This is a genomic window from Lentzea chajnantorensis, from assembly GCF_054300775.1.
On sequence record NZ_JBSDZT010000002.1, the window covers coordinates 5971388 to 5997254 of the forward strand.

The 25867-nt window shown below is 72.9% G+C and carries 20 protein-coding genes; 8 read left to right on the forward strand and 12 right to left on the reverse strand.

The window, feature by feature from the left end; all coding sequences use genetic code 11:
- Positions 1–12: 12 nt before the first annotated feature.
- Entirely contained in the window at positions 13–1359 is a 1347-nt protein-coding gene (locus tag ACVDFE_RS29275) for an aldehyde dehydrogenase family protein (RefSeq protein WP_458432677.1), read from the forward strand.
- On the opposite strand, the gene ACVDFE_RS29280 is transcribed toward ACVDFE_RS29275, so the two are convergent.
- Genes ACVDFE_RS29280 through ACVDFE_RS29305 form a run of 6 tightly spaced genes read right to left on the reverse strand, consistent with a single transcriptional unit; the run spans position 1343 to position 8261 of the window.
- Positions 1343–2572: a UDP-glucose dehydrogenase family protein gene (locus tag ACVDFE_RS29280; protein ID WP_458432678.1), complete on the reverse strand. Its 1230-nt coding sequence runs from the start codon at positions 2570–2572 to the stop codon at positions 1343–1345. The genes ACVDFE_RS29275 and ACVDFE_RS29280 overlap by 17 nt on opposite strands.
- A complete protein-coding gene (locus tag ACVDFE_RS29285; RefSeq protein WP_458432679.1) occupies positions 2524–3399 on the reverse strand; it encodes a glycosyltransferase family 9 protein in 876 nt (291 codons plus the stop codon). The genes ACVDFE_RS29280 and ACVDFE_RS29285 overlap by 49 nt, the downstream gene beginning before the upstream one ends.
- Positions 3396–4619, reverse strand: coding sequence for a glycosyltransferase family 2 protein (locus tag ACVDFE_RS29290; protein ID WP_458432680.1), 1224 nt, complete (start codon positions 4617–4619; stop codon positions 3396–3398). The genes ACVDFE_RS29285 and ACVDFE_RS29290 overlap by 4 nt, the downstream gene beginning before the upstream one ends.
- Positions 4616–6211 carry a carbamoyltransferase family protein gene (locus ACVDFE_RS29295; protein WP_360384529.1) on the reverse strand — a complete coding sequence of 532 codons (1596 nt, stop codon included), beginning with the start codon at positions 6209–6211 and terminating at the stop codon, positions 4616–4618. Before ACVDFE_RS29295 ends, ACVDFE_RS29290 begins: the two co-directional genes overlap by 4 nt.
- A gap of 9 nt (positions 6212–6220) precedes the next feature.
- Complete coding sequence (locus ACVDFE_RS29300) at positions 6221–7138, reverse strand: UDP-glucuronic acid decarboxylase family protein (protein WP_360384531.1); 918 nt, start codon at positions 7136–7138, stop codon at positions 6221–6223.
- Positions 7128–8261 carry a zinc-dependent alcohol dehydrogenase gene (locus ACVDFE_RS29305; RefSeq protein WP_360384533.1) on the reverse strand — a complete coding sequence of 378 codons (1134 nt, stop codon included), beginning with the start codon at positions 8259–8261 and terminating at the stop codon, positions 7128–7130. Before ACVDFE_RS29305 ends, ACVDFE_RS29300 begins: the two co-directional genes overlap by 11 nt.
- Before the next feature lie 149 nt (positions 8262–8410).
- Between ACVDFE_RS29305 and ACVDFE_RS29310 the strand changes: the two genes are divergently transcribed.
- The gene (locus ACVDFE_RS29310; protein WP_458434417.1) at positions 8411–10669 is read left to right on the forward strand and encodes a molybdopterin oxidoreductase family protein; all 2259 of its coding nucleotides are present in this window, start codon (positions 8411–8413) and stop codon (positions 10667–10669) included.
- A 462-nt stretch (positions 10670–11131) separates the two neighbouring features.
- Here ACVDFE_RS29310 and ACVDFE_RS29315 read toward each other — a convergent pair whose 3' ends face one another.
- The 5 genes from ACVDFE_RS29315 to fusA all read right to left on the reverse strand — a co-directional run bounded on the left by ACVDFE_RS29315 (position 11132) and on the right by fusA (position 19494).
- Positions 11132–13714 carry a hypothetical protein gene (locus ACVDFE_RS29315; RefSeq protein WP_458432681.1) on the reverse strand — a complete coding sequence of 861 codons (2583 nt, stop codon included), beginning with the start codon at positions 13712–13714 and terminating at the stop codon, positions 11132–11134.
- Between the two features lie 10 nt (positions 13715–13724).
- A complete protein-coding gene (locus ACVDFE_RS29320; RefSeq protein ID WP_458432683.1) occupies positions 13725–16013 on the reverse strand; it encodes a GH92 family glycosyl hydrolase in 2289 nt (762 codons plus the stop codon).
- A gap of 32 nt (positions 16014–16045) precedes the next feature.
- Positions 16046–16642 (reverse strand): hypothetical protein, encoded by a 597-nt coding sequence (locus ACVDFE_RS29325; RefSeq protein ID WP_360384541.1) that lies wholly within the window; start codon positions 16640–16642, stop codon positions 16046–16048.
- Positions 16643–16706: 64 nt separating this feature from the next.
- Complete coding sequence (locus ACVDFE_RS29330; protein ID WP_458432684.1) at positions 16707–17483, reverse strand: endonuclease/exonuclease/phosphatase family protein; 777 nt, start codon at positions 17481–17483, stop codon at positions 16707–16709.
- 52 nt (positions 17484–17535) lie between these two features.
- Positions 17536–19494 (reverse strand): elongation factor G, encoded by a 1959-nt coding sequence (gene fusA, locus ACVDFE_RS29335; protein WP_458432685.1) that lies wholly within the window; start codon positions 19492–19494, stop codon positions 17536–17538.
- Positions 19495–19825: 331 nt separating this feature from the next.
- Here fusA and xylA point away from each other — a divergent pair, with 331 nt between their 5' ends.
- The 4 genes from xylA (at position 19826) to ACVDFE_RS29355 (ending at position 23694) form a co-directional block, all read left to right on the forward strand.
- A complete protein-coding gene (gene xylA, locus ACVDFE_RS29340) occupies positions 19826–20965 on the forward strand; it encodes a xylose isomerase (RefSeq protein WP_360384547.1) in 1140 nt (379 codons plus the stop codon).
- A gap of 1 nt (position 20966) precedes the next feature.
- Positions 20967–22352 (forward strand): xylulokinase, encoded by a 1386-nt coding sequence (gene xylB, locus ACVDFE_RS29345; protein WP_458432686.1) that lies wholly within the window; start codon positions 20967–20969, stop codon positions 22350–22352.
- Between the two features lie 204 nt (positions 22353–22556).
- Positions 22557–23405, forward strand: coding sequence for an ROK family protein (locus ACVDFE_RS29350; protein WP_458432687.1), 849 nt, complete (start codon positions 22557–22559; stop codon positions 23403–23405).
- Positions 23353–23694, forward strand: coding sequence for an ROK family protein (locus ACVDFE_RS29355; RefSeq protein ID WP_458432688.1), 342 nt, complete (start codon positions 23353–23355; stop codon positions 23692–23694). Before ACVDFE_RS29350 ends, ACVDFE_RS29355 begins: the two co-directional genes overlap by 53 nt.
- Here the strand turns inward: ACVDFE_RS29355 and ACVDFE_RS29360 are convergent.
- Positions 23651–23962 carry a DUF6223 family protein gene (locus tag ACVDFE_RS29360; protein WP_458432689.1) on the reverse strand — a complete coding sequence of 104 codons (312 nt, stop codon included), beginning with the start codon at positions 23960–23962 and terminating at the stop codon, positions 23651–23653. The two genes, ACVDFE_RS29355 and ACVDFE_RS29360, sit on opposite strands and share 44 nt — an antisense overlap.
- 153 nt (positions 23963–24115) lie before the next feature.
- Between ACVDFE_RS29360 and ACVDFE_RS29365 the strand changes: the two genes are divergently transcribed.
- Positions 24116–25204 (forward strand): sensor histidine kinase, encoded by a 1089-nt coding sequence (locus ACVDFE_RS29365; protein WP_458432690.1) that lies wholly within the window; start codon positions 24116–24118, stop codon positions 25202–25204.
- Complete coding sequence (locus ACVDFE_RS29370; RefSeq protein WP_360384557.1) at positions 25201–25857, forward strand: response regulator transcription factor; 657 nt, start codon at positions 25201–25203, stop codon at positions 25855–25857. Before ACVDFE_RS29365 ends, ACVDFE_RS29370 begins: the two co-directional genes overlap by 4 nt.
- Positions 25858–25867 lie beyond the last annotated feature (10 nt).

Sequence of the window (25867 nt, forward strand, 5' to 3'; positions counted from 1 at the left end):
TACCCGGCGGACATGACCACCATGCACGCCATCGACGTCCGCAGCCCCCTGGACGACCAGCCGGTCGGCTTGCTCCCCGTAGCCGGCGAGGACGACGTGACCGCCGCGCTGGCCGCCGCGCGGACCGCTCAGGCGGAGTGGGCGGCGACACCGGCGGCGGAACGCGGAGCGGCGGTCGCCGCGGCGGCGGCCGAGCTCAGGGCGCGGGCTGGCGACCTGGCCGCGGTGATCGAGACCGAGACCGGGCGGCCGCTCGCCTCCGCGCGGGAGGGCGTGCTCGCGGGCGCCTCGACGCTGGTGCAGTACTCCGAGCTCGGTCCGGTCCACCGTGGACGGTCGTTGCACGGCACCGCGGTCGACTTCATGATCCCGCAGCCGCGCGGGGTGGTCGTGGCGCTGACGCCGTGGAACGACCCGGTGGCGGTGGCGTGCGGGCTGCTGGGGGCGGCACTGGTCACCGGGAACACCGTGGTGCACAAGCCGAGTGAGCGCTGCCCGCACACCGGTCTGCTGCTCGACGCGGTCCTGCGCCCGTTCTTCCCCTCCGGCGTGCTGCAGACGCTCACCGGCGCGGGCCCGGTCGGTGCGGCGCTGGTGAGCGGTGACGTGGACGTCGTCGCGCACGTCGGCAGCACCGCGACCGGACGCGCCATCGCCGCGTCCACCCGCGCGAAGGTGTTGCTGGAGAACGGGGGCAACGACCCGTTGCTCATCGACGACGACGTCGACCCGAGGTGGGCGGCGGCGCAGGCGGCGCTGGGCGCGTTCACGAACGCGGGCCAGCTCTGCGTGTCGGTCGAGCGGATCTACGTGCACAAGACGATCGCCGCACCGTTCCTGGAGGAGCTGTGCGCGTTGGCCCGCCGGTGGAACGAGCAGCCGCAGCCGCTGGTCGACGTGCGGCACCGGGAGTTCGTGCACGGCCAGGTCGCCGCGGCCGTCACCGCCGGGGCGCGGGCCCTCGTCGGCGGGGAGGTCCCGCCCGGTCGCGGCGCCTTCTACCCCGCGACCGTGCTGGCCGACTGCACCTCGGCGATGCAGGTCATGTGCGAGGAGACGTTCGGCCCGGTCGCCCCGGTGCAGGCGGTGCCGACGTTCGACGACGGGCTGGCCGAGGCGTGCTCCGGCGACTACGGGCTCGCGGCGACCGTGCTGACCGGGTCGATGGAGCACGCCACCCGCGCGTGGCGTGCGTTGCCGGTGGGCACGGTGAAGGTGAACAACGTCTTCGGCGGTGCCCCCGGCGGTGCGGCCCAGCCGCGCGGGGCGTCGGGCACCGGGTTCGGGTACGGGCCGGAGCTGCTGGACGAGATGACCACCGTGAAGGTGGTGCACCTCGGGGTCAGCGGCCGGTCGTGACCAGCAGGAAGCCCGCCTCGGCCACCTTGTCGCGCGGCACCACGTTGCGGGTGTCGAGGATGCGCGGGGTGGCCGTGTGGCGGGCGAGCTCCGGCCAGTCCAGCTCGGCGAACTCCGGCCACTCCGTGAGCACCACCAGCATGTCCACGTCCCGCGCCGCGTCGGCGGGGGTGGCGTGCACGGCGATGCCGTCGAGGTCGCCGGTGACGCACGGGTCGTAGCCGGTCAGCCGGGCACCCTCCCGGGTGAGCAGCTCCGCGACGGCGAGTGCCGGCGAGTCGCGCAGGTCGTTGGTGCCTGCCTTGAACGTGAGCCCGAGCAGGCCGATCCTCTTGTCCCGCAGCGGACCGGTCTCCGCGCGGATGCGGTCGACGACGCGGTGCGGCTGGTGCCGGTTGGTCGTGACGGCCCCCTCCAGCGTGGGGAAGTCGACGCCGGCCTGCCGTGCGGTGGCCAGCAGCGCGAGGGTGTCCTTGGGCAGGCACGAGCCGCCCCAGCCAGGTCCGGGTTCCAGGCAGGACGCGCCGATCCGGTCGTCGAGCCGCATGCCCTCGGTGACGCCGTCGATTTCGGCGTCGACCTGCTCGCACAGCTCTGCCAGGGTGTTGACGTAGGAGAGCTTCAGCGCCAGGAAGCAGTTGCTGGCGTACTTCACCAGCTCCGCGCTCGTGTTGTCGGTGATGACGGTGGGCGCGCCGGTCGGTTCGTACAGCGCGGCCACCTCCAGCGCGTGCCGCTCGTCGCGGGCGCCGACGACGACCCGTTGCGGCCGCAGGAAGTCCTCGACCGCGTGGCCCTCGCGCAGGAACTCGGGGTTCGACACCACCCCCGGGTACCGCGCGGCCGTTCCCACCGGCACGGTGGACTTCAGCACCAGCCGGCACCCCCGCGGTGCCTCGGCGATGACCGCCTCCACCGCCGTGAGGTCGGCCGCGCCGTCGGGTCCGGTGGGGGTCGGCACGCAGACGAACGTGAAGTCCACATCGGACAGCGCCTCCCGGTTGCCGGCCACGAACCGCAACCGCTCGGCGTTGCGCACGACGAGCTCGCGCAACCCCGGCTCGTGCAGCCCGACCTCACCCGCGGCGAGGGCGGCGACCTTGGCCTCGTCGACGTCCGCGCACACCACGTCGTGGCCGAGGTGCGCGAAGCACGCGGCCGTGGTCAGGCCGACGTAACCCGCGCCGACAACACCGATCCGCTGGGGTCGCACAGCACACCTCCTGCAGCTTCGAGGACCTCGTCCACGGTGATCCGCAGCAGGCCGGGGTCGGGTTCGGCGGCGAACGTGTCGCCGGTGGAGCCGTGCCAGAGCACGAGGTGCGGCCCGTGCCGCGGCCCCCAGAGCTGAGGCGGCACCGGCCCGAACAACAGCACCGACGGGGTGCCGTAGGCGGTGGCGACGTGCGCGACGCCGGTGTCGCCGCAGATGACCAGCCGCGCGGTGGCGACGAGGTCCAGCAGCTCGGCCAGGCTGCCCGAGAACGGCGTCGGCGAGACCCGGCGGGCGAGCTCGCGTTCACCGGGCCCGGCGGTGACGACGACATCGCTGCCCAGCGCGCGCACCACCGTCGCGTACCGGTCAGCCGGCCAGCGCCGCGCCCCGGTGCTGGCGCCGGGGTGGACCACCATCCGGTTCGTGCGCGGCCCGACCGGCGGCAGGTGCAGGTCGGCCGGGTCGCACGGGATGCCGTTGCGCTCCAGCAGGTCGCACCACCGGACCACCTCGTGGTGGTCCTCGCGCCAGTACTCGTGCGTGATCAGCCGCCGCGGCCGGGTCGCCCGCAGCAGCTCCACGCTCTGCGGCCCGCGACCGTGCAGGTTCACGGCGAGGTCGGGCCGGTCGAACGCGATCGGCGCCAGCTCCTCGGTGGGCAGCAGGCGGTCGACCGCGTCGATCCGGTCCACGACGTCCCGCAGCCACTCCGGAGCCGCCAGGGTGATCTCCGCGTCCGGGAAAGCGGCTCTCAGGCCGCGCAGGGCCGGTACGGCGGTCAGGAGGTCGCCGAGGCCGAGGGCGCGCAGGACGAGGACCCTCATCGGCCGGCCCGCCGCGGTCGCAGCTCGTCGGCCGGCAGCCGGTCGGGCTGAACGGCCCGGCGGTCGCCTGGGTTTGTGGCCTGACGGTCGCCCAGGTCGGTGGCCTGACGGTCGCCTGGGTGGGTGGCCTGACGGTCGTCCAGGTCGGTGGCCTGACGGTCGTCCAAGTCGGCTGTCCGACGGTCGCTCAGCCCGGCAGCCAGCCGATCGCCCACCTCGCCACAGCGCTGCCCATTCGGCGGCACAGCCTGCGGCTCGCCCACTCCACCGCTCCGCGGCCGGCCACCCTGCGGAACCGGCACCTCGCCGCCCTCCTGCGGCACCCGAGCGACCCGTCGGTGCCGCCACTCCCCGCGCACCCGGTGCCAGCACGCCACCGACGGGATCGCCGCACTGGTCACCACCATCTCGGCAACCTCCCGCGCGTCACGCGGCCCCGGCGCGATCCGCTCCCAGGCGAACCACCCGGTCAGCCCCGCCCACACCGCCGCCAGCACCGCACCGGCCCGCCGCCGGCCCGTCAGCCCGCACAGCACCGCGCCCACCCCGGCAGCGGTGGTCAGGGCGTGCACCCGCAGCCGACCCCGCCGGCCACCGATGCGCGACCGCCAGCCGGGGCCGAGCAGGCGGCGCATCAGGGCGTCGTCGGCGTTGCCGCGTTGCTGCTGCACGCTGGTGAAGAACGTCGCGGGCTTGACCGGGTGCGTCGTGACCCGTTCCCCGCGCACGATCCGGTACCCGCGGTCCTGCACGCGCAGCGCGAGCTCGGCGTCCTCGCGGTAGGCGCGCGGGAACCGTTCGTCGAACCCGCCGCACTCCGCCAGCGCGGAACGGCGGTAGGCCATGTCGGCGGTGATCCACAGGGCGTCGGCGAGGCCGGCGGTGCCGCGTTCGGCGTCGGTCGGCCTGCGGTCGGGTGGCAGCGGCACCACGATCCACGCCTGGGTGGCGGCCACGTCGTCCGCGAGGCCTTCCAGGTCCGCGGCCAGCTGGGTCTTCCAGTCCCGCGGCAGCACCACGTCGTCGTCGACGAAGGCCACCCAGTCGCCGGACGCGGTGCGCCAGCCGGTGTTGCGGGCGGCGGCCGGGCCCAGGCGGGTCTCGCTGTCGTCGACGACGATGACCTCCAGCGGCTCCGGGCCGGGGCCGTTCTCGAGCACGTCGAGCAGCGCGTCCAGGGACGCGCGGCCGACGGTGGGGATCACGACGGAGTACTTCATCGGCGCACCACGAAGGGGCCGATGGCGAGCAGGTCCACCGGGGACGAGCCGAAACACTCCAGCGCGTCGCGCGGGGTGTCGACCATCGGGCGGCCCGCGGTGTTGAGGCTCGTGTTGACCACGACCGGCACGCCGGTGAGCTCCTCGAAGCCGCGCAGCATCCGTTCGAGCAGCGGGTCACCGGCCACGGTCTGGGCCCGCGCGGTGCCGTCGACGTGCACCACGGCCGGGATGCGGTCCCTCCACTCCGGACGGACGTCGTGCACGAACAGCATGTAGGGGCTGGGGATCGGGCCGCGGGTGAAGATCGTGGCGGCCCGTTCGAGCAGCACCATCGGTGCCACCGGGCGGAACTGCTCCCGGCCCTTCACGTCGTTCAACCGGTTCAGGTTCTCCGGGAAGCACGGGTTCGCGAGCAGCGACCTGCGGCCGAGTGCGCGCGGGCCGTACTCGCTGCGGCCCTGGAACCAGGCCACGATCTTGTTGTCCGCCAACGCCCGCGCGACCTCGGCGGCCACGTCGGCGGGGCGTTCGTAGGGCACGGCCGCGGTCTTGAGCACCGACTCGATCTCGGCGTCGGAGAAACCCCGGCCCAGCGCCGCGGTCGGCATCGGCTCGACCACGTCGGTGCTCGCGTGCAGCGCGGCGCCGAGAGCGGTCCCGGCGTCACCGGCGGCGGGCTGGACCCACACCTCGTCGAACGGTCCCTCGGCGAAGATCCGGCTGTTCGCCACGCAGTTCAGCGCCACGCCACCGGCCATCGCGAGCCGCCGTTCGCCGGTGTGCTCGTGCAGCCACCCGGCCAGCTCCAGCAGCACCTCCTCGACGCGGACCTGCACGGACGCGGCCAGCTCCGCGTGCTCGGAGGTCAGCTCCTCGTCGTCGGCCCGCTGCTTGGCCAGGGTGTTCCAGTCGAACGGCGTGATCTCGAAGCCGCCGTCGCGGACCACCACGTGCTCGCGCATCAGGTCCAGGTGCACCGGCTTCGCGTGCGAGGCCAGCGCCATGACCTTGTACTCGTCGCTGGACCGCAGGAACCCCAGGTGCTCGGTCAGGTCCTCGTAGAACAACCCGAGCGAGTGCGGCAACCGCTGCGCCGCCAGCGTGGTCAGCTCCTGGTCGACGTACCGGCCGGCCAGGTGCGACCCGCACTCGCCGCGCCCGTCGGCCACCAGCACGGCGCAGTTGCCCGCGAACGGTGCGGCCAGGCCGGTGGAGGCGGCGTGGGCGACGTGGTGCGGTACGAACTGGACGATGTCGGGGTCCAGCCCCGGCAGGACGGTGGAGAGGAACTGCGGCGCGCGCCGCACGTACTGCGTGCGCAGGTCCTCCCACGGCGCGTACTGCGCGTCGACCAGGTCCGGGTCGTAGGAGTAGGCGACGGCGTCGAGGTCCGCCGCCGTCAGCCCCGCCTGCTCCAGGCACCAGCGCGCGGCCAGCTCCGGCTGCTCCCACGCGGAGAACGGCACCGGGCGCTTGCCGTGCTTGCGGCGGGAGAAGCGTTCTTCCTCCGCTGCCGCAACGGTCTTGCCGTCGATCACGAGAGCGGCGGCCGGGTCGTGGAACACCGCGTTGATCCCGAGGACTCGCATGGTCAGCGGCTACCCGGCGAAGTGCCGGGCAAACGAGCGCAGCCCCTCTTCCAGCGGAACGCGTGGCTGCCAGCCGAGCACCTGCCGCGCCAGCGCGATGTCGGGGCGGCGGCGGCGCGGGTCGTCGGTCATCGGCTCGACGTGGCGGATCTCCGACGAGCTGCCGGTGACCTCGATCGTCTTGTGCGCCACGTCCAGCACGGTCACCTCGGCCGGGTTGCCGAGGTTGATCGGGCCTGCCTGGTCGGTGCGGGCCATCGCGAGCAGCCCGCGCACGAGGTCAGAGACATAGCACAGCGACCGGGTCTGCCGGCCGTCGCCGTGCACGGTCAGCGGTTCTCCGGCCAGCGCCTGCCGCAGGAACGTGGGGATCATCCGGCCGTCGTGCGCGCGCATCCGCGGGCCATAGGTGTTGAAGATCCGCACGATGCCCGCGTCCACGCCGTGCTCCTGCCTGAACGCCATCGTCATCGCCTCGCCGAAGCGCTTGGCCTCGTCGTAGACGCTGCGCGGCCCGATCGGGTTGACGTGGCCCCAGTAGGACTCGCGCTGCGGGTGTTCCAGCGGGTCGCCGTACACCTCGCTCGTGGAGGCCACGACGACCCTGGCCCCCTTGCGGCGGGCCAGCTCCAGCGCGTGGTAGGTGCCGAAACCACCGGCGCGCAACGTGTCCACGGGCATCCGCAGGTAGTCCGCGGGCGAGGCCGGGCACGCCAGGTGCAGCACCAGGTCGACCGGGCCGAGCAGGTCGAGCGGCCGGGACACGTCCGCGGTGACCACGCCGACGCCTTCCGGCACGTTGGCCCGCGAGCCGGTGCGGAAGTCGTCGATGCACACGACCTGCGCACCGTCCCGCAGCAGCGCTTCGCACACGTGCGAGCCGAGGAACCCCGCACCCCCGGTGACGACGACCCGTTCAGGCGACATCGAGGACCGTCTTCAACCAGCCGTCCTCGCGCAGGTCGAACGACTTGTACGCGTCGATCGCGGCGGCGGGCTCCTCGTGCTTCGTGATGAACGCCGTCGGGTCCACGACACCGGAGACGACGAGGTCGAGCAGCCGCGGGAGGTAGCGGCGGTGGTTGCAGTTGCCCATGCGCAGGGTGAGGTTCTTGTTCATCGCCTCGCCGATCGGGAACTGCTCGAAGCCCGGCGGGTAGACGCCGATGATCCCGATGGAACCGGCCTTCGCGACCATCTCCACCGCCCACTTGAGCGCGAGGTCCGGCGCGTCACCGGGCTTCCACTGCTCCCCCCTCTCGCCACCGGGCTTCTCGGCGTCGACACCGACCGCCTCGATCACCCGGTCGACGCCGATGCCGCCGGTCAGCTCCTTCACCACCTCGGCGGGGTCTTCAACGTTGAAGTTCACCGTCTCGGCGTTCTGCTCGCGGGCCTTGTCCAGGCGGGACTCGATGCCGTCGACGACGATCACCCGTCCCGCGCCCTGCCGCTTGGCCGACGCGACCGCGAACTGGCCGACCACGCCCGCGCCCAGCACGAGCACGGTGTCACCGGAGCCGACCTCGGCCAGCCGGGCGCCGAACCACGCCGTGGGGAAGATGTCGGAGAGCAGGATCGCCTGGTCGTCGCTCACCGCGTCGGGTATGCGCACCAGCGTCGTCATGGCGTACGGGATGCGGGCGTACTCGGCCTGCAGCCCGTCCACCGGTCCGGTCGGCTGGGGGCCGCCGAAGAAGCAGGTGCCGGCTTCCGGGCCGTTCGGGTTGGCGGTGTCGCACTGGGCGAAGTACCCGGCCCGGCAGTAGGAGCAGGTGCCGCAGCCCACCGTCGAGGTCACCACCACCCGGTCACCGGGCGTGAACCCGCGCACCGCGGACCCGACCTCCTCGACGACGCCGACGGCCTCGTGGCCGAGGACCGTGCCCTCCACCATGCCCGGCATCGTGCCGCGGACCATGTGCAGGTCGGTGCCGCAGATCGCGCTGCGGGTGATCCGGATGACCGCGTCGGTCGGTTCCTGGATGCGCGGGGCATCCACGTCGTCCAAGCGGATGTCGCCCACGCCGTGCCACACAACAGCCTTCATCGGCCCTCCTCGTTTCCAGGCTGGTTCCCGTGCCGGAGCGGCACAAACACGCCCGGACGGGTGTTTGCGGCGGGCGCACCCCGGGTAAGGCTCGTCCGATTTGCGCGCGATGTCCGCAGTTTCAGCAGGTCAGCGAGGGGTACCGCTTCCTGGTGAACCGCATCGACGACATCTGGGGACCGCGCACTCCGCACGCTCGCGACGCGCGCTGGCCGGTACGGGTGGACCTCGAGCTCGCGGACGGCGTCACCGAGTCCGATGTGGACCGGTGGGTGCCGTCGGCCTGCGTGCTGTGCAGCAACGGCTGCGGCTGCGACATCGCCGTCAAGGACGGCAGGATGGTGGGCGTCCGCGGTCGCTCCGGCGACATGGTCAACCATGGCCGGCTCGGCCCCAAGGGGCTCTACGGCTCCTGGCAGGCCCATCGCACCGACCGCCTCACCAAGCCGCGCGTCCGCCGCGGTGGCGAGCTGGTCGAGACCGACTGGGACACCGCGATGGGCGAGGTCGTGCGCCGGTCGAAGGCGCTGCTGGCCGAGCACGGGCCGTTGTCGCACGGGTTCTACACGAGCGGGCAGCTGTTCCTGGAGGAGTACTACACGCTCGGCGTGATCGGGAAGGCCGGTCTCGGCACACCGCACATGGACGGCAACACCCGGTTGTGCACGGCGACGGCCGCGGCGGCGCTCAAGGAGACCTTCGGGGCCGACGGGCAGCCCGCGTGCCACGCCGACGTGGACCTGACCGACGCGATGTTCCTCTACGGGCACAACATGGCCGCGACGCAGACCGTGCTGTGGGCGCGGGTGCTGGACCGACTGGAGGGCCCCGACCGGCCGCGGCTCGTCGTCGTGGACCCGCGCCGCACGCCCGTGGCCGAACGCGCGGACGTGCACCTGGCGCCGTTGCCCGGCACCAACCAGGCGCTGATGAACGGCCTGGTGCGCGCGGTGATCGCGAACGACTGGGTCGACCACGACTACGTCGCCGCGCACACCCTCGGGTTCGAGGACCTCAAGGCGGTCGTCGAGCCGTACACGCCCGAGCACGTCGCCGAGATCTGCCGCATCTCCCCCGTCGACCTGCTCAGGGCGGCGGAGATCTTCGGCACCACCGGGCGCGTGCTGTCGACGGTGTTGCAGGGCTTCTACCAGTCCCACCAGGCCACCGCGGCGTCCTGCCAGGTCAACAACCTGCACCTGCTGCGCGGCCTGATCGGGCGGCCGGGCAGCGGCGTGCTGCAGATGAACGGCCAGCCGACCGCGCAGAACACCCGCGAGTCCGGCGCGAACGGCGACCTGCCCGGTTTCCGCAACTGGGACAACCCCGACCACGTCGACGAGCTCGCGCGGCTGTGGAACGTCGACCCGCTGACCATCCCGCACTGGGCGCCGCCGACGCACGCGATGCAGATCTGGCGGTACGCCGAGCAGGGCACGATCCGGTTCCTGTGGATCTCCGCGACGAACCCGGCGGTGTCGCTGCCGGACCTGGCGAGGATCAGGGACATCCTGCGGCGCGAGGACCTGTTCGTCGTGGTGCAGGACGGTTTTCCGACCGAGACGACCGAGCTGGCCGACGTCGTGCTGCCCGCCGCGCTGTGGGGCGAGAAGCAGGGCACGTTCACCAACGCCACCCGTGTCGTGCACCTGTCCGAGCAGGCCGTGCAGCCGCCCGGCGAGGCCCGCAGCGACCTGGACATCTTCCTGGACTACGCGCGCCGCATGGACCTGCGCGACCGCGACGGCGCCCCGCTGATCAAGTGGAAGGACGCCGAGGGCGCGTTCGACGCGTGGCGTGAGTGCAGCCGTGGCCGGCCGTGCGACTACACCGACCTGTCCTACGAGAAGCTGCGCGGCGGCGGAATCCCCTGGGGCGGCGCGGAACGGCTCTACGCCGACGGCCACTTCCCCACCGCAGCCGACTACTGCGAGGACTTCGGCCACGACCTGCTGACCGGCGCGTCGGTCACTCCGACCGAGTACAGGGCGCGGCGCCCGGACGGCCGCGCGTTCCTCAAGGCCGTCGAGCACACCCCGCCGCCGGAGCAGCCGAGCGAGGACTACCCGCTGCTGTGCACGACCGGGCGGTCGGTCTACCACTTCCACACCCGCACCAAGACCGCCCGCGCACCGAAGCTGCAGCAGGCCGCGCCCAACCCGTGGGTGGAGGTCTCCCCCGCCGACGCCGAACAGCTGGGCCTGGCCCACGGCGACCTGGTGCGCGTGGAGTCGTCACGCGGCGCGATCGAGGTCCCGGTCCGCATCGGGCGGTGTCGGCCGGGGGTGGTGTTCGTGCCGTTCCACTACGGTTTCCAGGCCGCGAACGAGCTGACCCGCACCCAGTGGGACCCGGTCTCGAAGCAACCGACGTTCAAGATCAGTGCCGTGCGGATCAGGAAGGTGTGACCGGTGCACCTCTCGACTTACCTCGGTCTCCTGCACACCTCGCTGGGCACGCTCGCCGCCGCGTTCCGCGAGATCGCCGCCGGGCACGGCGACGAACCCGACGTGCAGCACATGTGCGAGGTGCTGGCCGGCCGGACCGACAGCCAGGCCGGCCACCTCTGGCCGTTCGTGCAGCGCTACGGCGAGCACCGCGAGGACGAACCGGAACGCCTGCACGCGGCCGAGGTCACCGAGACCCGCGGCGGTGGCGTCGGGCTGTTGCGCGACCTGCAGGACCTGTACGCGCTGGCGTCGTTCACGGACATCACGTGGACCGTCGTCGGGCAGGCCGCGCAGGGGCTGCGGGACCGCGCGCTGCTCGACGTCGTGCAGCTCCTGCGAGAAGGAGACCAAGCGGCAGCTGTCGTGGCTGACGACGCGGATCAAGCAGGCGGCACCGCAGGCGTTGATCGCGGCGAAGGACTAGAAGCCGCGCAACATCTGGCGCACCAGGTCTCGGCGCACGCGCCGCCACCGCTCCGCCGCCTCGTCGTCACCCAGCCTGGTCTCCAGCACGATCACCGCGTCGGCGGCGGCGAGCGCGCCCGCACCGCCGAGTAGCAGCTCGCGCACCCCGTCGGCGAACGGTCCCGGCCCGGTCACCAGGCCCACGGCGATCGCGTGGCCGTCCTCCGTGAGGTCGATCAGCCACCTGAGGTGCTCCAACGCCTCGTCGAGCGCGCCCGCCCGCACCGCACGCGCCGCGAGCTCCCGGCGGGCCTCCTGGTCGCACGGGTCGACCTCCAGCGCCTGCTCCGGCGAGTCGCACGGCGTGGTCTCGACCGCGCGGGCGAGCTCGACCAGCCCGGTCGGCTCGGTCTCCACCACCGGGCCGAGCCAGCCGACCGCCCTGCGCACCGGCGGTTCCGGCAGCGACGGCATCCCGGTCAGCGCGAACTGCTGGTAGAGCAGGAAACCCGCACCACCCAGCACGGCGGGCAGGTCCGGCAGCAGGTGCGGCAGGCGCGCCGCCACGACGACGTCCGCGAAGAGGCCCTGCATCGTCCGGCCCTGGCCCAGCTGCAACGCACGGCCCTCGGTCGAGGCGGTGCGGGCGGCGTCGGCGTCCCCGCACACCGCGAACACCGCGGCGGCGGCCCTGAGCACCAGGCCGCGGCACCCGCCGCAGTGGTCGTGGGCCCGCCGCCACACCGCCAGCGCCTCCACGAGCAGCCGCGCCGCGTGCGCCGGCCGACCGGCCACCAGGAGCACCTCGGCGCACCGGACCAGGGCCTCGACCTGGTCACCCGACGGGCGCACCAGGGGACGTGCGGACGGCAGCCCGAAGACGTCGACCTCGTCCACCCGAGCCGCGGCGGCGAGCCTCCTGCGGGCGCCGTGCACCGCCGCGAGCCCGATCTCCAGCGCTGCGGCGGGATCGCCACCGTGCAACGCCACCGCCACCCGCACCATCGCCGTGTCGTGCTGCTCGGCGCCGTCCGGCAGCACGGCCAGCTCGTGCGCGGCCTGCTCGGTCCGGCCGATCATCAGCAGGTGGTGGGCCAGCGCGGGCCGCAGCCGGTCCGGTCCGAACTCGCCCTGCTCGGCGCCGAGCCCGGCCACCAGCGCGGACAGCAGCTCGACGGCCTCGAAGTTCGCCCCGATCTCCAGCCGCAGCGGGAGGTCGAGCTGCTCGTCGTACAGCTCGGCCGCCGCCTGCCACTCCCCGAGCCGCACCAGCGCGCGGCACAACGCCATCGCCTCGGCCCGGTCCGACACGTCGGCCGTCGCGTACCACCCGGCGTACCCGGCGCCCCACGCGTCGATGCCGGTGAACCGGCCGCGCAGCGTGGTGCTGAGGGTGCGGACCAGCGCGGTGGTCTCGTCGGGCGCGAGCCGCGCGGCCGCCGCCGACCCGGTCAGCGGGTGGCAGCCGAGCTCGTCCCCGTCCGCCACCGCGAGCCCGGACGCGACGACCTCCCGCACGGCCCGGCGGAACTCCGCGTCGGTCAACCCGGCCGGGCCGACCGCCCGCAGGGTCGGCAGGTCCGCCGAGCCGCCCAGCACACCCGTGGCGGCGAGCAGCAGGCAGGCGGGGGCCGACAACGCCGAGGCCGCGCGCACGAACAGCCGGTCGCGGAGCTGCCGCGGCCCGGTGCCGTCCGCCGTCAGGTAACCCTCGTCGGCCAGCCACGCCGACAGCGACCGCTTCGGCCGCACCGACCCGCGGACCTGGCGGGCGAGCAGTTGCAACGCGAGCGGGTGGCCGCCGAGCACCGACGCCGCCGTTGCCGCGTCCGCCGGGGTGAGCGGCGTGCCGACCCGGTCGAGCAGCGCGCGGCCGTCGGCGGGGGTCAGCGGGCCGACGACGTGGCTCGTGATCCCGGCCCGCAGCGCACCGCCGCTCGCGAAGTAGTCGGCGGGCACGACGCGGGACGTCGCCACGACCCGTCCGGCGGGCAGTTCGGTCAGCTGCTGGAAGAAGCGCAGCGCGTCGTCGGAGGCGAAGCCCAGCTCGGTGTCGTGCCACAGCTCGTCACCGTCGTCCTGCACCGCGCCGAGGGGGCGCTGGTAGCAGCGCAGGCAGCGTTCGACGCCGTCGAGGAAGAGCACGACCTCCTCCGCTGCCACGGCGTCGAGCACGGCGTCGACGCGCGCGGTCTCCGGCAGTCCGAGGAACCGGGCCAGCTCCGGGACCATCGCGGCGAAGCTGCCGACGCCGCGGCCGTCGTAGAACGAGTACCAGAACTGCCGGGCCCCGCTCGCGCGCCGGCGTTTCCAGCTGTCCCAGGCCAGGGCGCTCTTGCCGATGCCGGGCACGCCGACCAGCAGCAGCACCGCCGCGCCCGTCCCGGTGAGGAACTCGTCGACGGCGCGGCGCAGCTCCGCCCGCCCGACCACCGCGCCGGTCTCCAGCAGCAGGTACGGGCGCGCGGCGACGGCGTTGGGCCGCGGGCGTGCCGAGCCGATCGTGACGTCGCCGTGGACCGATCCGCCCACCTGCACCACGACCTCGGCGTCGCCGGTGAACGAGACCCGCGCTTCCGGTTGCTGCACAACTGGCATTGGTACCAGCTCAGCGGGCGCTGACGACCAGGATTCCGCCACGTCGCACGAACGACTCCGGCAGCCGGGGCTGCTCCACCGCCCGGCCGTTCCACCGCACGGTGCCGACGTGCACGCCGTCCGGCCGCGGCGCCAGGACCGTGATCCCGCGACCGGCGATGCGGGCCTTCGCGAACATCGGGTTGGTCACGTGCAGCTCCGCGCTGCTGGGCGTGCGCGGGTACAGACCGAGCGCGGCGAAGACGTACCAGGCGGACATGGTGCCGAGGTCGTCGTTGCCGGGCAGGCCGGCCGGGCCGGTGCGGTAGACCAGCGACGCCAGGGCGCGCACGGTCTCCTGCGCCTTGTCGGGGCGGCCGAACTCGCTGTAGAGCCACGGGGTGTGGATGCCGGGCTCGTTGGTCGGGTCGTAGCGCGCCGGGTCGCCGCCGGTGGCCCACGAGCCGTCGGCGCGGTGGAAGAACGCGTCGAGGCGGGCCACCGCGGCGTCGTCACCGCCCATCGCGGCGGCCAGACCGGCGGCGTCGTGCGGGACCATCCACGTGTAGGTGGCGCTGGACCCCTGCGCGAACCCGAGGTCGGAGGACGGGCTGAACGGCGTCACCCACGACCCGTCGGCGCGGCGGGCCTGCTGGTACCCGGTGGCCGGGTTGAAGGTGTTGCGCCACCAGCCCGCGCGGGCGCGCAGCTCGGCGGACGGGCGGCCGAGGCGGTCGGCGAGGTCCGCGAGCGCCTGGTCGGCGACCGCGTCCTCCAGGGTCTCGGCGGCACCGCCCCAGCAGTGGCAGGTGTCCTGCGGGGCGTAGCCGAGGCGCAGGTGCTCGGCGAGGTTGGGGCGCTGGCCCTCGCACTGGCCGGGACAGCCCTTGTCGGACAGGCCGTCCGGGTGCGGGACGGTGGCCTGGCGCAGCAACGAGTCGAACGCGCCGCGGACGTCGAAGTTCTTGGCCCCCATGGCGTGCATGCCGGCGACAGCGGGCGCGGACGGGTCGCCGGTCATCACGTGGGTGGGGCCGTTGACGTGCACCCAGCGGTCCCACACCCCGCCGTTCTGCCGTGCCAGGTTCAGCAGGGACTGGGCGTAGTCACCGGCGACGCGCGGTTCGAGCAGCGCCAGCAGCTGGGTGTGGGCGCGGTACTGGTCCCAGCCGGAGAAGTTGCCGTACTGGACCCGCTGGCCGGGTGCCAGGCGGTGCACGAGGCGGTCGCTGCCGAGGTAGGTGCCGTCGACGTCGCTGGCCACGTTCGGCTGCAGGAAGGCGTGGTAGAGCGCGGTGTAGAAGACCGTGCGCCGGTCAGCGGTGCCGCCGTCGACCTCCACGGCGCGCAGCTGCCCCGCCCACTCGCGCCGGGCGTCCCCGGCCACCGACTCGACGGTGTCCCGCTTCGAGATCTCGGCCTTCAGGTTGCGCTGTGCGGCTTCGAGGCTGGTGTAGGAGATGCCGACGCGCATGCGCACCTTGGTGTCCGCGAAGGACACGTAGCCGCCGGAACCCCTGCCGGCACGGGCGTTGCCGGTCAGGTAGCCCTCGCCGCCGGTCGCGGTGGTGGCACCGGGCTTGAGCGAAGCGTCGACCCACGTGCCGAAACCGCTGAACGCCTGGTCGAAGGAGGCGGTGAAGTACAGGCGGTAGTAGGACCTCTGGTTGTTCGTGCCGCCGTTCGCCCGCCGGCCGCAGAAGGCGCCGGTCAGCACGGAACCGGAGACCGTCCGCGCGGCCGGGTCGATGGTGACCTCGGCGTCCTCGCTGCCGTTCAACGAGTTCGAGACGCGGAACAGCAGCGACGCCGGCTGGTCGGCGGGGAAGCCGAACTCGCCGATGCCCGCGCGGGTCGTCACGGAGAGGTCGGCGCTCGCACCGGACTTGAGCCCCACCCGGTACCGGCCGGGTTCGGCGACCTCGTCGGCGTGGGAGAAGTCGCTCGCGAAGACCTGGTCCCCGGTGTCCGCGGTCGGTGACGTGGTGATGGCGCCGACGTGCGGCATGATCGGCACGTCCCCCGCCGCGCCGGGGTGGCAGCCGGCGCCGTTGACGTGTGTCAGGCTGAACCCGCGCACCCGCGTGGCGTCGTAGGCGTACCCGTTGGCGGCACCGGTGTTCGTCTGGTCGCCACGGGTCGACGTCGGGCTCCAGGAGATCATCCCGAACGGCCGCACCGCGCCCGGATAGGTGTTGCCACCACCCGCCGAGCCGATCAGCGGGTCGACGGAGGACGTGTCGTCCCGCACCGCCGCGCTCGCGGGAGCCGCCAGCGCGGCGGTGAGGACAGCGACCAGGGTGATCGAAAGCGCTCTCACGCGCCGGAACGTACCCGGTCGCGACAACGCTGTCAGTAAACGCAGGGTGGCCGGTACCCGTCCACCTTCAGCCCCTTGAACGTCAGGTCGTTGGGCGTCTTGCCGACGAAGACCAGGCCGCGGGCGTCGTCGAGCGCGTCCGCCAAGGGGTAGTTCGGCGCACCGAGCTCCGCCAAGGTCGTCCACTTGTCAGGCGCGAAGCTGAAGAACCGCGAGACGACCTTGCCGCGGGTCGACGGGATCTTGGTGACCCACTTGGCCCCGCCGCTCCAGTCGGACGCGGGCCGCAGCTGGACGTACAGGTCGTCGGTGGCGCTGTAGGTCATCAGGAACCCGCGCGAGCGCGACAGGTCCGCCTCTGCCTCGAACCGGTTCCCGAGCCAGAGCACCATGACGTGCCACTCGGGGTTGAGGAACTTGATCTTCGCCGCGTACCGGTGCCGCCCGTCGGGGACGAGGGTGCTGCCGGTCGCGGGCTCGGTGGTGCCCTCACCGCTGGCCAGCCACTGCTGGTAGCGGTCGATGGACGGGGTGGCGCACTCGTGGCGGGCCGGAGCGGCCGCCGCCGCCGCTCCGGAGCCGAGCGAGACTGCCACCAGCACGGACGCGATCACTGTTTTCAGGCGCATGCAGCCAACCTAATGGTTCAGACCACTGCGCGGTCGAGCTGAGACGGGTTCCGGTACCGATGGATCAGTGGAGCCGGAGCAGCGCCTGGATCGGGAGGTGGTCGGACGGGTACTGGGTGCCCTCGGCGTAGGTGTTGATCGCGGCGGCCTCGGTGGTGGCGCCGCGGGTCATGATCCAGTCGATCCGCGGGCCGTCCGGCACCAGCGGCGCGTAGCCGTGGAACGTGCCGTACGCGGGCGTGCGGCGGGAGCCGTTCCAGGTGTCCTCCAGGCCGAGGACGCGGTAGGCCTTCGACCCCGGCACGTCGTTGAAGTCGCCGGTGAGCACGACCGGCAGCGTCTGGGCGTTGAGGCGGTCGCGGATGGCCTCGGCGCTGCGCAGCCGCGCGAGCTCCGACTCGTGGTCGAAGTGGGTGTTCACGAAGACGAACTGGGCACCGGTGTGCTTGTCGGCGAAGCGGACCCACGTGACGATCCGGACCACGTTGTTGCCCCACGTCCGCGAGCCGATCACGTTCGGGGTGTCGGAGAGCCAGTGGTGGTCGAACGCGAGCGGGTCGAGCCGCGCGGTGTCGAAGAAGACGGCGACGAACTCGTCGTGGCTGCCGCCCGCGCGGCCGACGCCGATCCAGTCGTAGCGGTCCGGCAGGTCGGTCGCGACGTCCTTGACCTGTCCGTACAGGCCTTCTTGAGTGCCCAGGACGGTGGGTTGCTCCGCGTTGAGCAGCCGGGCCACCACCGGTCGTCTCGTGGCCCAGGAGTTCGGCTCCACGTTCGAGGCGAAGCGCAGGTTGAACGACATCACGTGCAGTCGGTCGTGGGGAGCCGGTCCGATCACCATTCGATCGAGCATAGGCCCGCCCGCGCCGGTGCGCGGGCGGGCCCGTTCCGTGCTATGCGGGCGCATAACCGGTGGGGCGGCTGGTGAACGTGCCGCGGCCCTGCGTCCGGCTGCGCAACCTCGTCACGTAGCCGAACATCTCCGCCAGCGGCACGCTCGCCGTCACCACCGCCACGTCCGCCCTGGTGGTGGAGCCGAGGATGCGGCCACGCCGGGCCGCCAGGTCGCCGAACACGCCGCCGGCGAACTCCTCCGGCACGGTGACCGTGACCTCGGTCACCGGTTCGAGCCTGGTCATGACGCCCTGGCGCAGCGCGTCGCGGAGCCCGAGGCGGCCCGCCGTCCGGAAGGCCATCTCACTGGAGTCCTTGACGTGCGTGGAGCCGTCGGTGAGCGTCACCCGCACACCGGCCACCGGGAACCCGAGCGGGCCCTCGGCGAGCGCGTCGCGGCAGCCCTGTTCGACCGCCCTGATGAACTCCTGCGGCACCCGCCCGCCGGTGACCGCCGAGCGGAACTCGAAGGCGTCGGCCGGTTCGGTGTCGATCACCACGTGGGCGAACTGCCCCGCACCTCCGTCCTGCTTCACGTGCCGGTAGACGAATCCGGACACACCCCGTTCGACCGTCTCGCGGTAGGCGACCCTCGGCCGTCCCGTCACGACCTCGACGCGGTGGGTCTGGCGCACCTTCTCCACCGCCACCTCCAGGTGCAGCTCACCGAGGCCGGCGAGCAGCAGCTGATCGGTCTCCCGGTCGGTCGTGACCTTCAGCGACGGGTCCTCCTCTGTGAGGTGGGCCAGCGCCTGGACCAGCCGTTCGGTGTCGGCGGCGGACCTGGCCTCCACCGCCACCGAGACGACCGGGTCCTGGGTGACCGGTTCTTCGAGCAGCAGCGGGGCGTCGGGCGCGCACAGGGTCGCCCCGGTGCGCGTGTTCTTCAGCCCCACCACGGCCACGATGTCACCGGCCGTCGCGGTGTCGACCGGCGTGTGCCGGTCGGCCTGGACCCGCAGGATCCGCGCGACGCGTTCCGTTCGGCCGTTCACGAGCACCGTGTCTCCCTTGTGGAGGGTGCCCGAGTAGACGCGCACGGAGGTCACCCGGCCCGTCGCGGTCGAGTTCACCTTGAACGCCAGCGCGGCGAACGGTTCCTCCGGATCCGCCCGTCGTCGTTGCCCGTCCACGCTCTCGATCGGCCGTACGTCCACAGGGGACGGCAGGTACGCCACGACCGCGTCCAGCAACGGTTCGACGCCGCGGTTGCGGTACGCGCTGCCGCACAGAACGACTGTCGCCTTGTTCGCGTGCGTGAGGTCGCGCAGGGCGTTCCTGAGCGTGTCGTCGGTGAGCTCGTCCTTCGCGCAGAACTCCTCCAGCGCACCGGGGTGGAGCTCGGCGACCGCTTCCTCCAGCCTTCTCCTGCGGGCGTGTGCTTCTTGCGGCACAGCGGTTTCCGCGCATTCGTCGGTCCAGACGTACGCGCGCATCGCGACCAGGTCGACGACCCCGCGGAAGCCGTCCTCCCGGCCGATGGGCAGCTGGACGACCAGCGGCGTGGTGCGCAGCCGGGTCCTGATCGACTCGACGGCCCGGTCGAGGTCGGCGCCGGCCCGGTCGAGCTTGTTGACGAACGCGATCCGCGGCACGCCGTACCGGTCGGCCTGCCGCCACACCGACTCGCTCTGCGGCTCGACCCCGGCCACCCCGTCGAACGCCACGACCGCGCCGTCGAGCACACGCAGCGCCCGTTCGACCTCGTCGGCGAAGTCGACGTGGCCCGGCGTGTCGATGAGGTTGATGCGGTGGTCGTCCCACGTGCAGCTCACGGCGGCGGCGAAGATCGTGATGCCGCGGTCGCGCTCCTGCGGGTCGAAGTCGGTGACGGTCGTGCCGTCGTGGACCTCGCCGCGCCGGTGGGTGGTGCCGGTGACGAAGAGGACGCGTTCGGTGAGGGTGGTCTTGCCGGCGTCGACGTGGGCGAGGATGCCGATGTTGCGGATGGCGCGCATGGCGCGGTGCCTTTCGGGTGGTCTCTGGTGGTGCGGTCGGCGCGATGCGGCCGACGAGACCCGGACGGCACGACAGGTCACGTGCCGGGAGAAGAGGGGTCTTCGCGGACTACCGGTGCCCGGCGCGCAGCGGGCAGCCGGGGTGCGAGGACACGAGGATCACGTCGAAGCGGGGAGCGGTGCGGACGCGCACGGCCGTACTCCCCTCGCTCGGTGATGGTGATCAGAAGTCTACGAGGCGCGTTGCGAACGTGGAACCGGATTATTGCGATCACGGGCTCGGCGTCGTACGGTCTGCACTAAGTTCAAGCTTTGAACGAAAGGGTGGATCATGAGCGCGCCCACTCCGGCGGACAAGTTCTCCTTCGGCCTGTGGACCATCGGCTGGCCGGGTCGTGACCCGTTCGGCGAGGCCACGCGACCCGCACTGGACGTGGTCGAGGCCGTGCACAAGCTGGCCGAGCTCGGCGCGTGGGGCATGTCGTTCCACGACGACGACCTCTTCGACTCCTCCAACCGCGACCAGCAGGTCGGGCGGTTGAAGGGGGCGCTGGAGGAGACCGGGCTGACCATCCCGATGGTCACCACGAACCTGTTCACCCACCCGGTGTTCAAGGACGGCGGTTTCACCAGCAACGACCGGGGCGTGCGCCGGTACGCGCTGCACAAGGTGCTGCGCAACGTCGAGCTCGCGGCCGAGCTCGGTGCGAAGACGTACGTGCTGTGGGGCGGCCGCGAGGGCTCCGAGTACGACACCGCGAAGGACGTGCGGGCGGCACTGGACCGCTACCGCGAGGGCCTGAACCTGCTCACGCAGTTCGTCACCGACCGCGGTTACGACATCAAGTTCGCCATCGAGCCCAAGCCGAACGAGCCGCGGGGCGACATCCTGCTGCCCACGATCGGTCACGCGCTGGCGTTCATCACCTCGCTGGACAAGCCGGAGCTGGTCGGCCTCAACCCCGAGGTCGGGCACGAGCAGATGGCGGGCCTCAACTTCGTGCACGGCATCGCGCAGGCGTTGTGGCACGGCAAGCTGTTCCACATCGACCTCAACGGTCAGCGCAGCATCAAGTACGACCAGGACCTGGTGTTCGGCCACGGCGACCTGATGAACGCGTTCGCGCTGGTCGACCTGCTGGAGACGGCGGGCTATGAGGGGCCGCGGCACTTCGACTACAAGCCGTCGCGCACCGAGGACTTCACCGGCGTGTGGGAGTCGGTCAAGGCGAACATGCGGACGTACCTGCTGCTCAAGGAGCGTGCGGCGGCGTTCAGGGCCGACCCCGAGGTGCAGGAGGCGCTGGCCACCGCCGGTGTGCCGGAGCTGAGCCAGCCGACGCTGAACGACGGCGAGGGCTACGACGAGCTGCTGGCCGAGTCGTTCGACCCGGACAAGGCCGCCGAGCGCGGGTTCGGGTTCGTTCGCCTCAACCAGCTGGCCCTCGAGCACCTCATGGGAGCGCGCTGACATGACGCTCGTGGCGGGGGTCGACTCGTCGACGCAGTCGTGCAAGGTCGTCATCAGGGACGCGGACACCGGCGAGCTCGTGCGCGAGGGCCGGGCCGCGCACCCCGACGGCACGTCGGTGCACCCGTCGCACTGGTGGCGGGCGTACGAGGAGGCCGCCGCCCAGGCGGGCGGGCTCGACGACGTGGCCGCGCTCAGCGTCGCGGGGCAGCAGCACGGCATGGTGTGCCTCGACGACGACGGCGAGGTCGTGCGGGACGCCCTGCTGTGGAACGACACCAGGTCCGCGGCAGCCGCCGCGGACCTGACCGCCGAGCTCGGCGCGGACGTGTGGGCGGCGCGGATCGGCCTGGTGCCGGTCGCGTCGTTCACGATCACCAAGCTGCGCTGGCTGCAGCAGCACGAACCGGAGAACGCCAAGCGCACCGCCGCCGTCTGCCTGCCGCACGACTGGCTGACGTGGCGGCTGCGCGGCACCGGCGACCTCGCCGACCTGGTGACGGACCGCTCGGACGCCTCCGGCACCGGCTACTTCGACTCGGTGGCCGACGAGTACGTCCCGAGCCTGCTCGAACGCGGCCTCGGCCGCGCCGACGTGCAACTCCCCCGCGTGCTCGGCCCTGCCGAGTCGGTCACCGCGGGCCACCTGCGCCTCGGTCCCGGCGCCGGCGACAACGCGGCGGCGATGCTGGGCGTCTCGTCGGGCAACGACGTCGTGGTGTCCCTGGGCACCTCCGGCGTGGTGACCGCGACGAGCGAGGTCCGTGCGACGGACCCGTCCGGCATCGTGGCGGGCTTCGCCGACGCCACCGGCCGCTACCTGCCACTCGCGTGCACCCTGAACGCCGCGCGCGTGCTGGACGCGACCGCCCGCATGCTGGGCGTGGACCTCGACCGGCTGAGCACGCTCGCCCTGTCGGCCCCGGCCGGTGCGGAGGGCGTGGTGCTGGTGCCGTACCTGGAGGGCGAACGCACCCCGAACCTCCCGGACGCGACCGGCGCCCTGCACGGCCTGACCCTGTCGAACGCCACCCCGGCGAACATCGCCAGGGCCGCCGTCGAGGGCATGCTGTGCGGCCTGGCCGTCGGCCTCGACGCACTCGCCGCCCAGGGCGCCGACGTGACCGGCGTGCAACTGGTCGGCGGCGCTGCCGCCTCACCCGCGGTCCGCCGGATCGCGCCGACCGTGTTCGGCGTGCCGGTGACCGTGCCGTCGCCCGACGAGTACGTGGCCGACGGTGCGGCCCGGCAAGCCGCCTGGGTGCTCGCCGGTGGTGCGCAGCCGCCCGCGTGGTCGCGCGGGGCGGCGGAGGTGTTCGAGGCCGCCGCTGTTGCGGAGGTCCGGGCCCGGTATGGCGAGGCGGCGCAGAAGTACCTGAGCCGGTGATGGTGTGACCGGGGACTTGGGAGTGGGCTTGGGCGGCGTGCGCGCGGTGGGAGTCGTGCGCACGCCGGCCGGGTCGTGTGTGGGGTGCGGTGTGGGCGCATGTGCCACCACCACGCGACCCGCCGCTCCCCCGTCCACTCGCGTCGGCCCACCAACCGGCATCCACGCGCACCCCTCCGCCCCCGCGCGGCGATACTGATGGCGATGACCACCGTCGACCACCTGCGGCAGGTACGCCTCGGCAACCTGCGCACCGTCCTGCTCGCCCTGGTCGACAAACCCGGCTCGCGCGCCGAACTGGCCGCCCGCACCGGTCTCACCAAGGCGACCCTGTCGAACCTGACCGAACCGTTGCTGGCCAACGGTGTCCTGGTCGAGGAGCCCGCGACCCTGACCGGGGTCGGACGGCCGTCGAAGCCGCTCAGGTTCCACCCGGAGGGGCCGGTCTCGATCGGCGTGGAGGTCAACGTCGAGCACCTCGCCGTCGAGGTGCTGGGGCTCGACGGCGAGACCGTGCACCGGCACCGGGTGCCCGCCGACAACCGGCACGCCACCGCCGAGCAGGTGCTCGCCCGCGTCGCCGACCTCGTCGAGAGCGCGAAGACCCCGAGAACCGTCCTCGGTGTCGGGCTCGCGGTGCCCGGCGTGGTCCACAACGGAACGGTCGTCCGTGCGCCGAACCTGCCGCACCTCGTCGGCCACGACCTCACCGCGCACCTGACCGCGCGGCTCGGGCTGGACGTCGAGCTCGACAACGAGGCCAACCTCGCCGCCCTCGCCCACCTGTGGCCGAAGCACCTGGCGGGCGAGGACTTCGTGCACGTCTCGGCGGACGTCGGCATCGGCGCCGGGGTGGTGCTCGGCGGCGAGGTGTACCGCGGGGTGAGCGGGTTCGCCGGCGAGCTCGGGCACGTGGTCATCGAGCGCGATGGTGTGCAGTGCACGTGTGGCAGCCGTGGGTGCGTGGAACGGTATGCGGGGCTTGACGTCATGCTGCGGGATGCGGGACGCAAGCACCTCGACGAGCTGCACGGAAGCCCTGAAGACCGATGAACGCGCACGGCACGCCGTCAGCGAGGCCGGACGGGCGCTCGGAGTGGGGCTGGCGACGTTGATGAACCTCTTCGACGTGCCGACCGTCGTGCTCGGCGGCAGCTATGCCGTCCTGCACGACCACTTGAGCGCCGCGATCCGGTCCGAAATGGACAACCGGGTGCTGGCGGGCGGTGAGCGGCACACGCGGCTGGTCGCGTCGCCGCTCGGCGAGTTCGCGGTCGTGCGGGGTGCGGCGGGGCTCATCACCCGGCGGACGGTCCAGCAGCCCGAGCGCCTCTACGCCTGAGCACGGCGGTGACCACCGCGGCCAGGCCCACGACCAGTGACACGTAGCCGCCGACGATGCCGTGGCCGGTACCGGGACCGCCCTTCGCGAACGCCACCACCAGCACCCCGGCCACCGCGCCGGCGGCACCCGCGGCGAGAGCGACCACCGCGAACCGGCGGCCGGCGAACGCGAGCACCAGCCCGGCCAGGCCGAGTGCGGCACCGATAAGCGACCACGTGCGGCCCGCCGTCATCCCGTACGTGTCGGCGATCTGTGCGAGAACCACGACTTTCCCCTTTCAACGGATGGCCCCAGCGTGGCCGCGCAGACCGCCCGCGTCGTCGTGCGCGCACAGACACCCGTCTACTGCGTCCGCGGTAGCCGGAAGGTCCTCCCCGTGCAGGATCTACCAGCGTGAACATCCGGTTAGGGTGCACGCATGAGCAGGCGGTGGACGGACTGGGCGATCGCGGCCGGGGTGGCGGCGAGCCTCGTGGTCGCCGGTGCCGCCCGGCCGGTCACGACGCTCGAACCGCTCGGTTTCGCGCTGCTGGCGGCGAGCGGACTGGCGTTGGTCGCGCGGCGCAGCCACCCGCGTGCCGTCCTCGCCGCCACCGGGCTCACCGCGCTCGGCTACCAGGCCGCCGGGTTCGACGTGCCGGTGATCGCGTTCCTGTTCGCCGTCTACGCCGCGATGCGCGCCGGTCACCACGTCGTCACGGTCGCTGGGTCGGTGCTGATGCTGGCCGCGCTGCCGCTCGCCGTCGTGCTGTCGCCGCGCGGGCTGACCACCGCCGAGGCGTTCACGCAGAGCCGGGACGTGCTCCAGATCGCCTGGCTCGTCGCGGCCGCGGCGGCGGGAGAAGCGTTGCGGCAGGCGGAGAAGAGGGCGGACGAGGCCGAGCGCACCCGCGAGGAGACCGCGCTGCGCCGGGCGAACGAGGAACGCCTCCACATCGCCCGCGAGCTGCACGACTCGCTCACCCACCAGATCTCGGTGATCAAGCTGCAGGCCGAGGTCGCCGTCCACCTCGCGCGGAAGCGGCGGGAGGACGTTCCGGACGCGCTCATCGCCATCCGCGACGCCAGCCGCGAGGCGACCAGGGAGCTCCGCGCCACGCTGGAGGCCCTGCGCGACGACACCGAGTACCACGGCCTGGGCGACGTGCCCGACCTCGTCGACCGCGCGCGGACCACCGGCCTCGACGCCCGGCTCACGATCGAGGGCGACCGCGCGGACCTCCCCGCGGCCGTCGACCGGACCGCGTACCGGATCGTGCAGGAGTCGCTCACCAACATCGCGCGGCACGCGCGGGCCGCGTCCGCCAGCGTCCACATCGACCACCGCGAGGACGCGCTCGTCATCCGGGTCGACGACGACGGCACCGCCACCCCGAACGGCACTCCCGGTGTCGGCCTGCGGGGGATGCGCGAACGGATCACCGCGCTCGGCGGGCACCTGGACGCCGCGCCGCGCACCGGGGGCGGCTTCCGCGTCCACGCCGAGCTGCCGGTGGCACAGCCGTGATCCGGGTGCTGCTGGCCGACGACCAGCCGTTGATCCGCAGCGGGTTCCGCGCGCTGCTGCAGGCCGAGGACGACATCGCGGTCGTGGCGGAGGCGGCGAACGGCGCCGAGTGCGTCGAGCAGGCCCGTGCCCACCTGCCGGACATCGCGCTCGTCGACGTCCAGATGCCCGAGGTCGACGGCATCGAGGCCACCCGCCGGATCGCCGCCGACCCGGCGCTGGCGGGCGTGCACGTCGTCATCCTCACCAACTACGGCCTGGACGAGTACGTGTTCGAGGCGTTGCGGGCGGGCGCGGCCGGGTTCCTCGTCAAGGACGTGCACCCGGAGGACTTCCTGCACTCGGTGCGGGTGGCGGCCCGCGGCGACGCCCTGCTCGCGCCGTCGATCACCCGCAGGCTCATCGACCGGTACGTGAGCCAGCCGCAGCTCAACCGGCACGGCCTGAGCGAGCTGACCAACCGCGAACAGGAGGCCGTCGTGCTCGTGGCCCAGGGCCTGTCGAACGACGAGGTCGCCGCCCGCATGGTGATCAGCCCGCTCACCGCCAAGACCCACGTCAACCGCGCCATGACCAAGCTGCACGCCCGCGACCGCGCCCAGCTCGTGGTCCTCGCCTACGAGTCGGGCCTCGTCACGCCGCAGCGCCCGTGACGCGGACCCT

Coding starts and splice junctions, on each gene's coding strand:
- ACVDFE_RS29275 (WP_458432677.1), top strand. CDS start 13: ATGACCACCATGCACGCCATCGACGTCCGCAGCCCCCTGGACGACCAG.
- ACVDFE_RS29285 (WP_458432679.1), bottom strand. CDS start 3,399: ATGAGGGTCCTCGTCCTGCGCGCCCTCGGCCTCGGCGACCTCCTGACC.
- ACVDFE_RS29290 (WP_458432680.1), bottom strand. CDS start 4,619: ATGAAGTACTCCGTCGTGATCCCCACCGTCGGCCGCGCGTCCCTGGAC.
- ACVDFE_RS29295 (WP_360384529.1), bottom strand. CDS start 6,211: ATGCGAGTCCTCGGGATCAACGCGGTGTTCCACGACCCGGCCGCCGCT.
- ACVDFE_RS29300 (WP_360384531.1), bottom strand. CDS start 7,138: ATGTCGCCTGAACGGGTCGTCGTCACCGGGGGTGCGGGGTTCCTCGGC.
- ACVDFE_RS29305 (WP_360384533.1), bottom strand. CDS start 8,261: ATGAAGGCTGTTGTGTGGCACGGCGTGGGCGACATCCGCTTGGACGAC.
- ACVDFE_RS29315 (WP_458432681.1), bottom strand. CDS start 13,714: ATGCCAGTTGTGCAGCAACCGGAAGCGCGGGTCTCGTTCACCGGCGAC.
- ACVDFE_RS29325 (WP_360384541.1), bottom strand. CDS start 16,642: ATGCGCCTGAAAACAGTGATCGCGTCCGTGCTGGTGGCAGTCTCGCTC.
- ACVDFE_RS29330 (WP_458432684.1), bottom strand. CDS start 17,483: ATGGTGATCGGACCGGCTCCCCACGACCGACTGCACGTGATGTCGTTC.
- fusA (WP_458432685.1), bottom strand. CDS start 19,494: ATGCGCGCCATCCGCAACATCGGCATCCTCGCCCACGTCGACGCCGGC.
- xylA (WP_360384547.1), top strand. CDS start 19,826: ATGAGCGCGCCCACTCCGGCGGACAAGTTCTCCTTCGGCCTGTGGACC.
- xylB (WP_458432686.1), top strand. CDS start 20,967: ATGACGCTCGTGGCGGGGGTCGACTCGTCGACGCAGTCGTGCAAGGTC.
- ACVDFE_RS29350 (WP_458432687.1), top strand. CDS start 22,557: ATGACCACCGTCGACCACCTGCGGCAGGTACGCCTCGGCAACCTGCGC.
- ACVDFE_RS29355 (WP_458432688.1), top strand. CDS start 23,353: ATGCGGGACGCAAGCACCTCGACGAGCTGCACGGAAGCCCTGAAGACC.
- ACVDFE_RS29365 (WP_458432690.1), top strand. CDS start 24,116: ATGAGCAGGCGGTGGACGGACTGGGCGATCGCGGCCGGGGTGGCGGCG.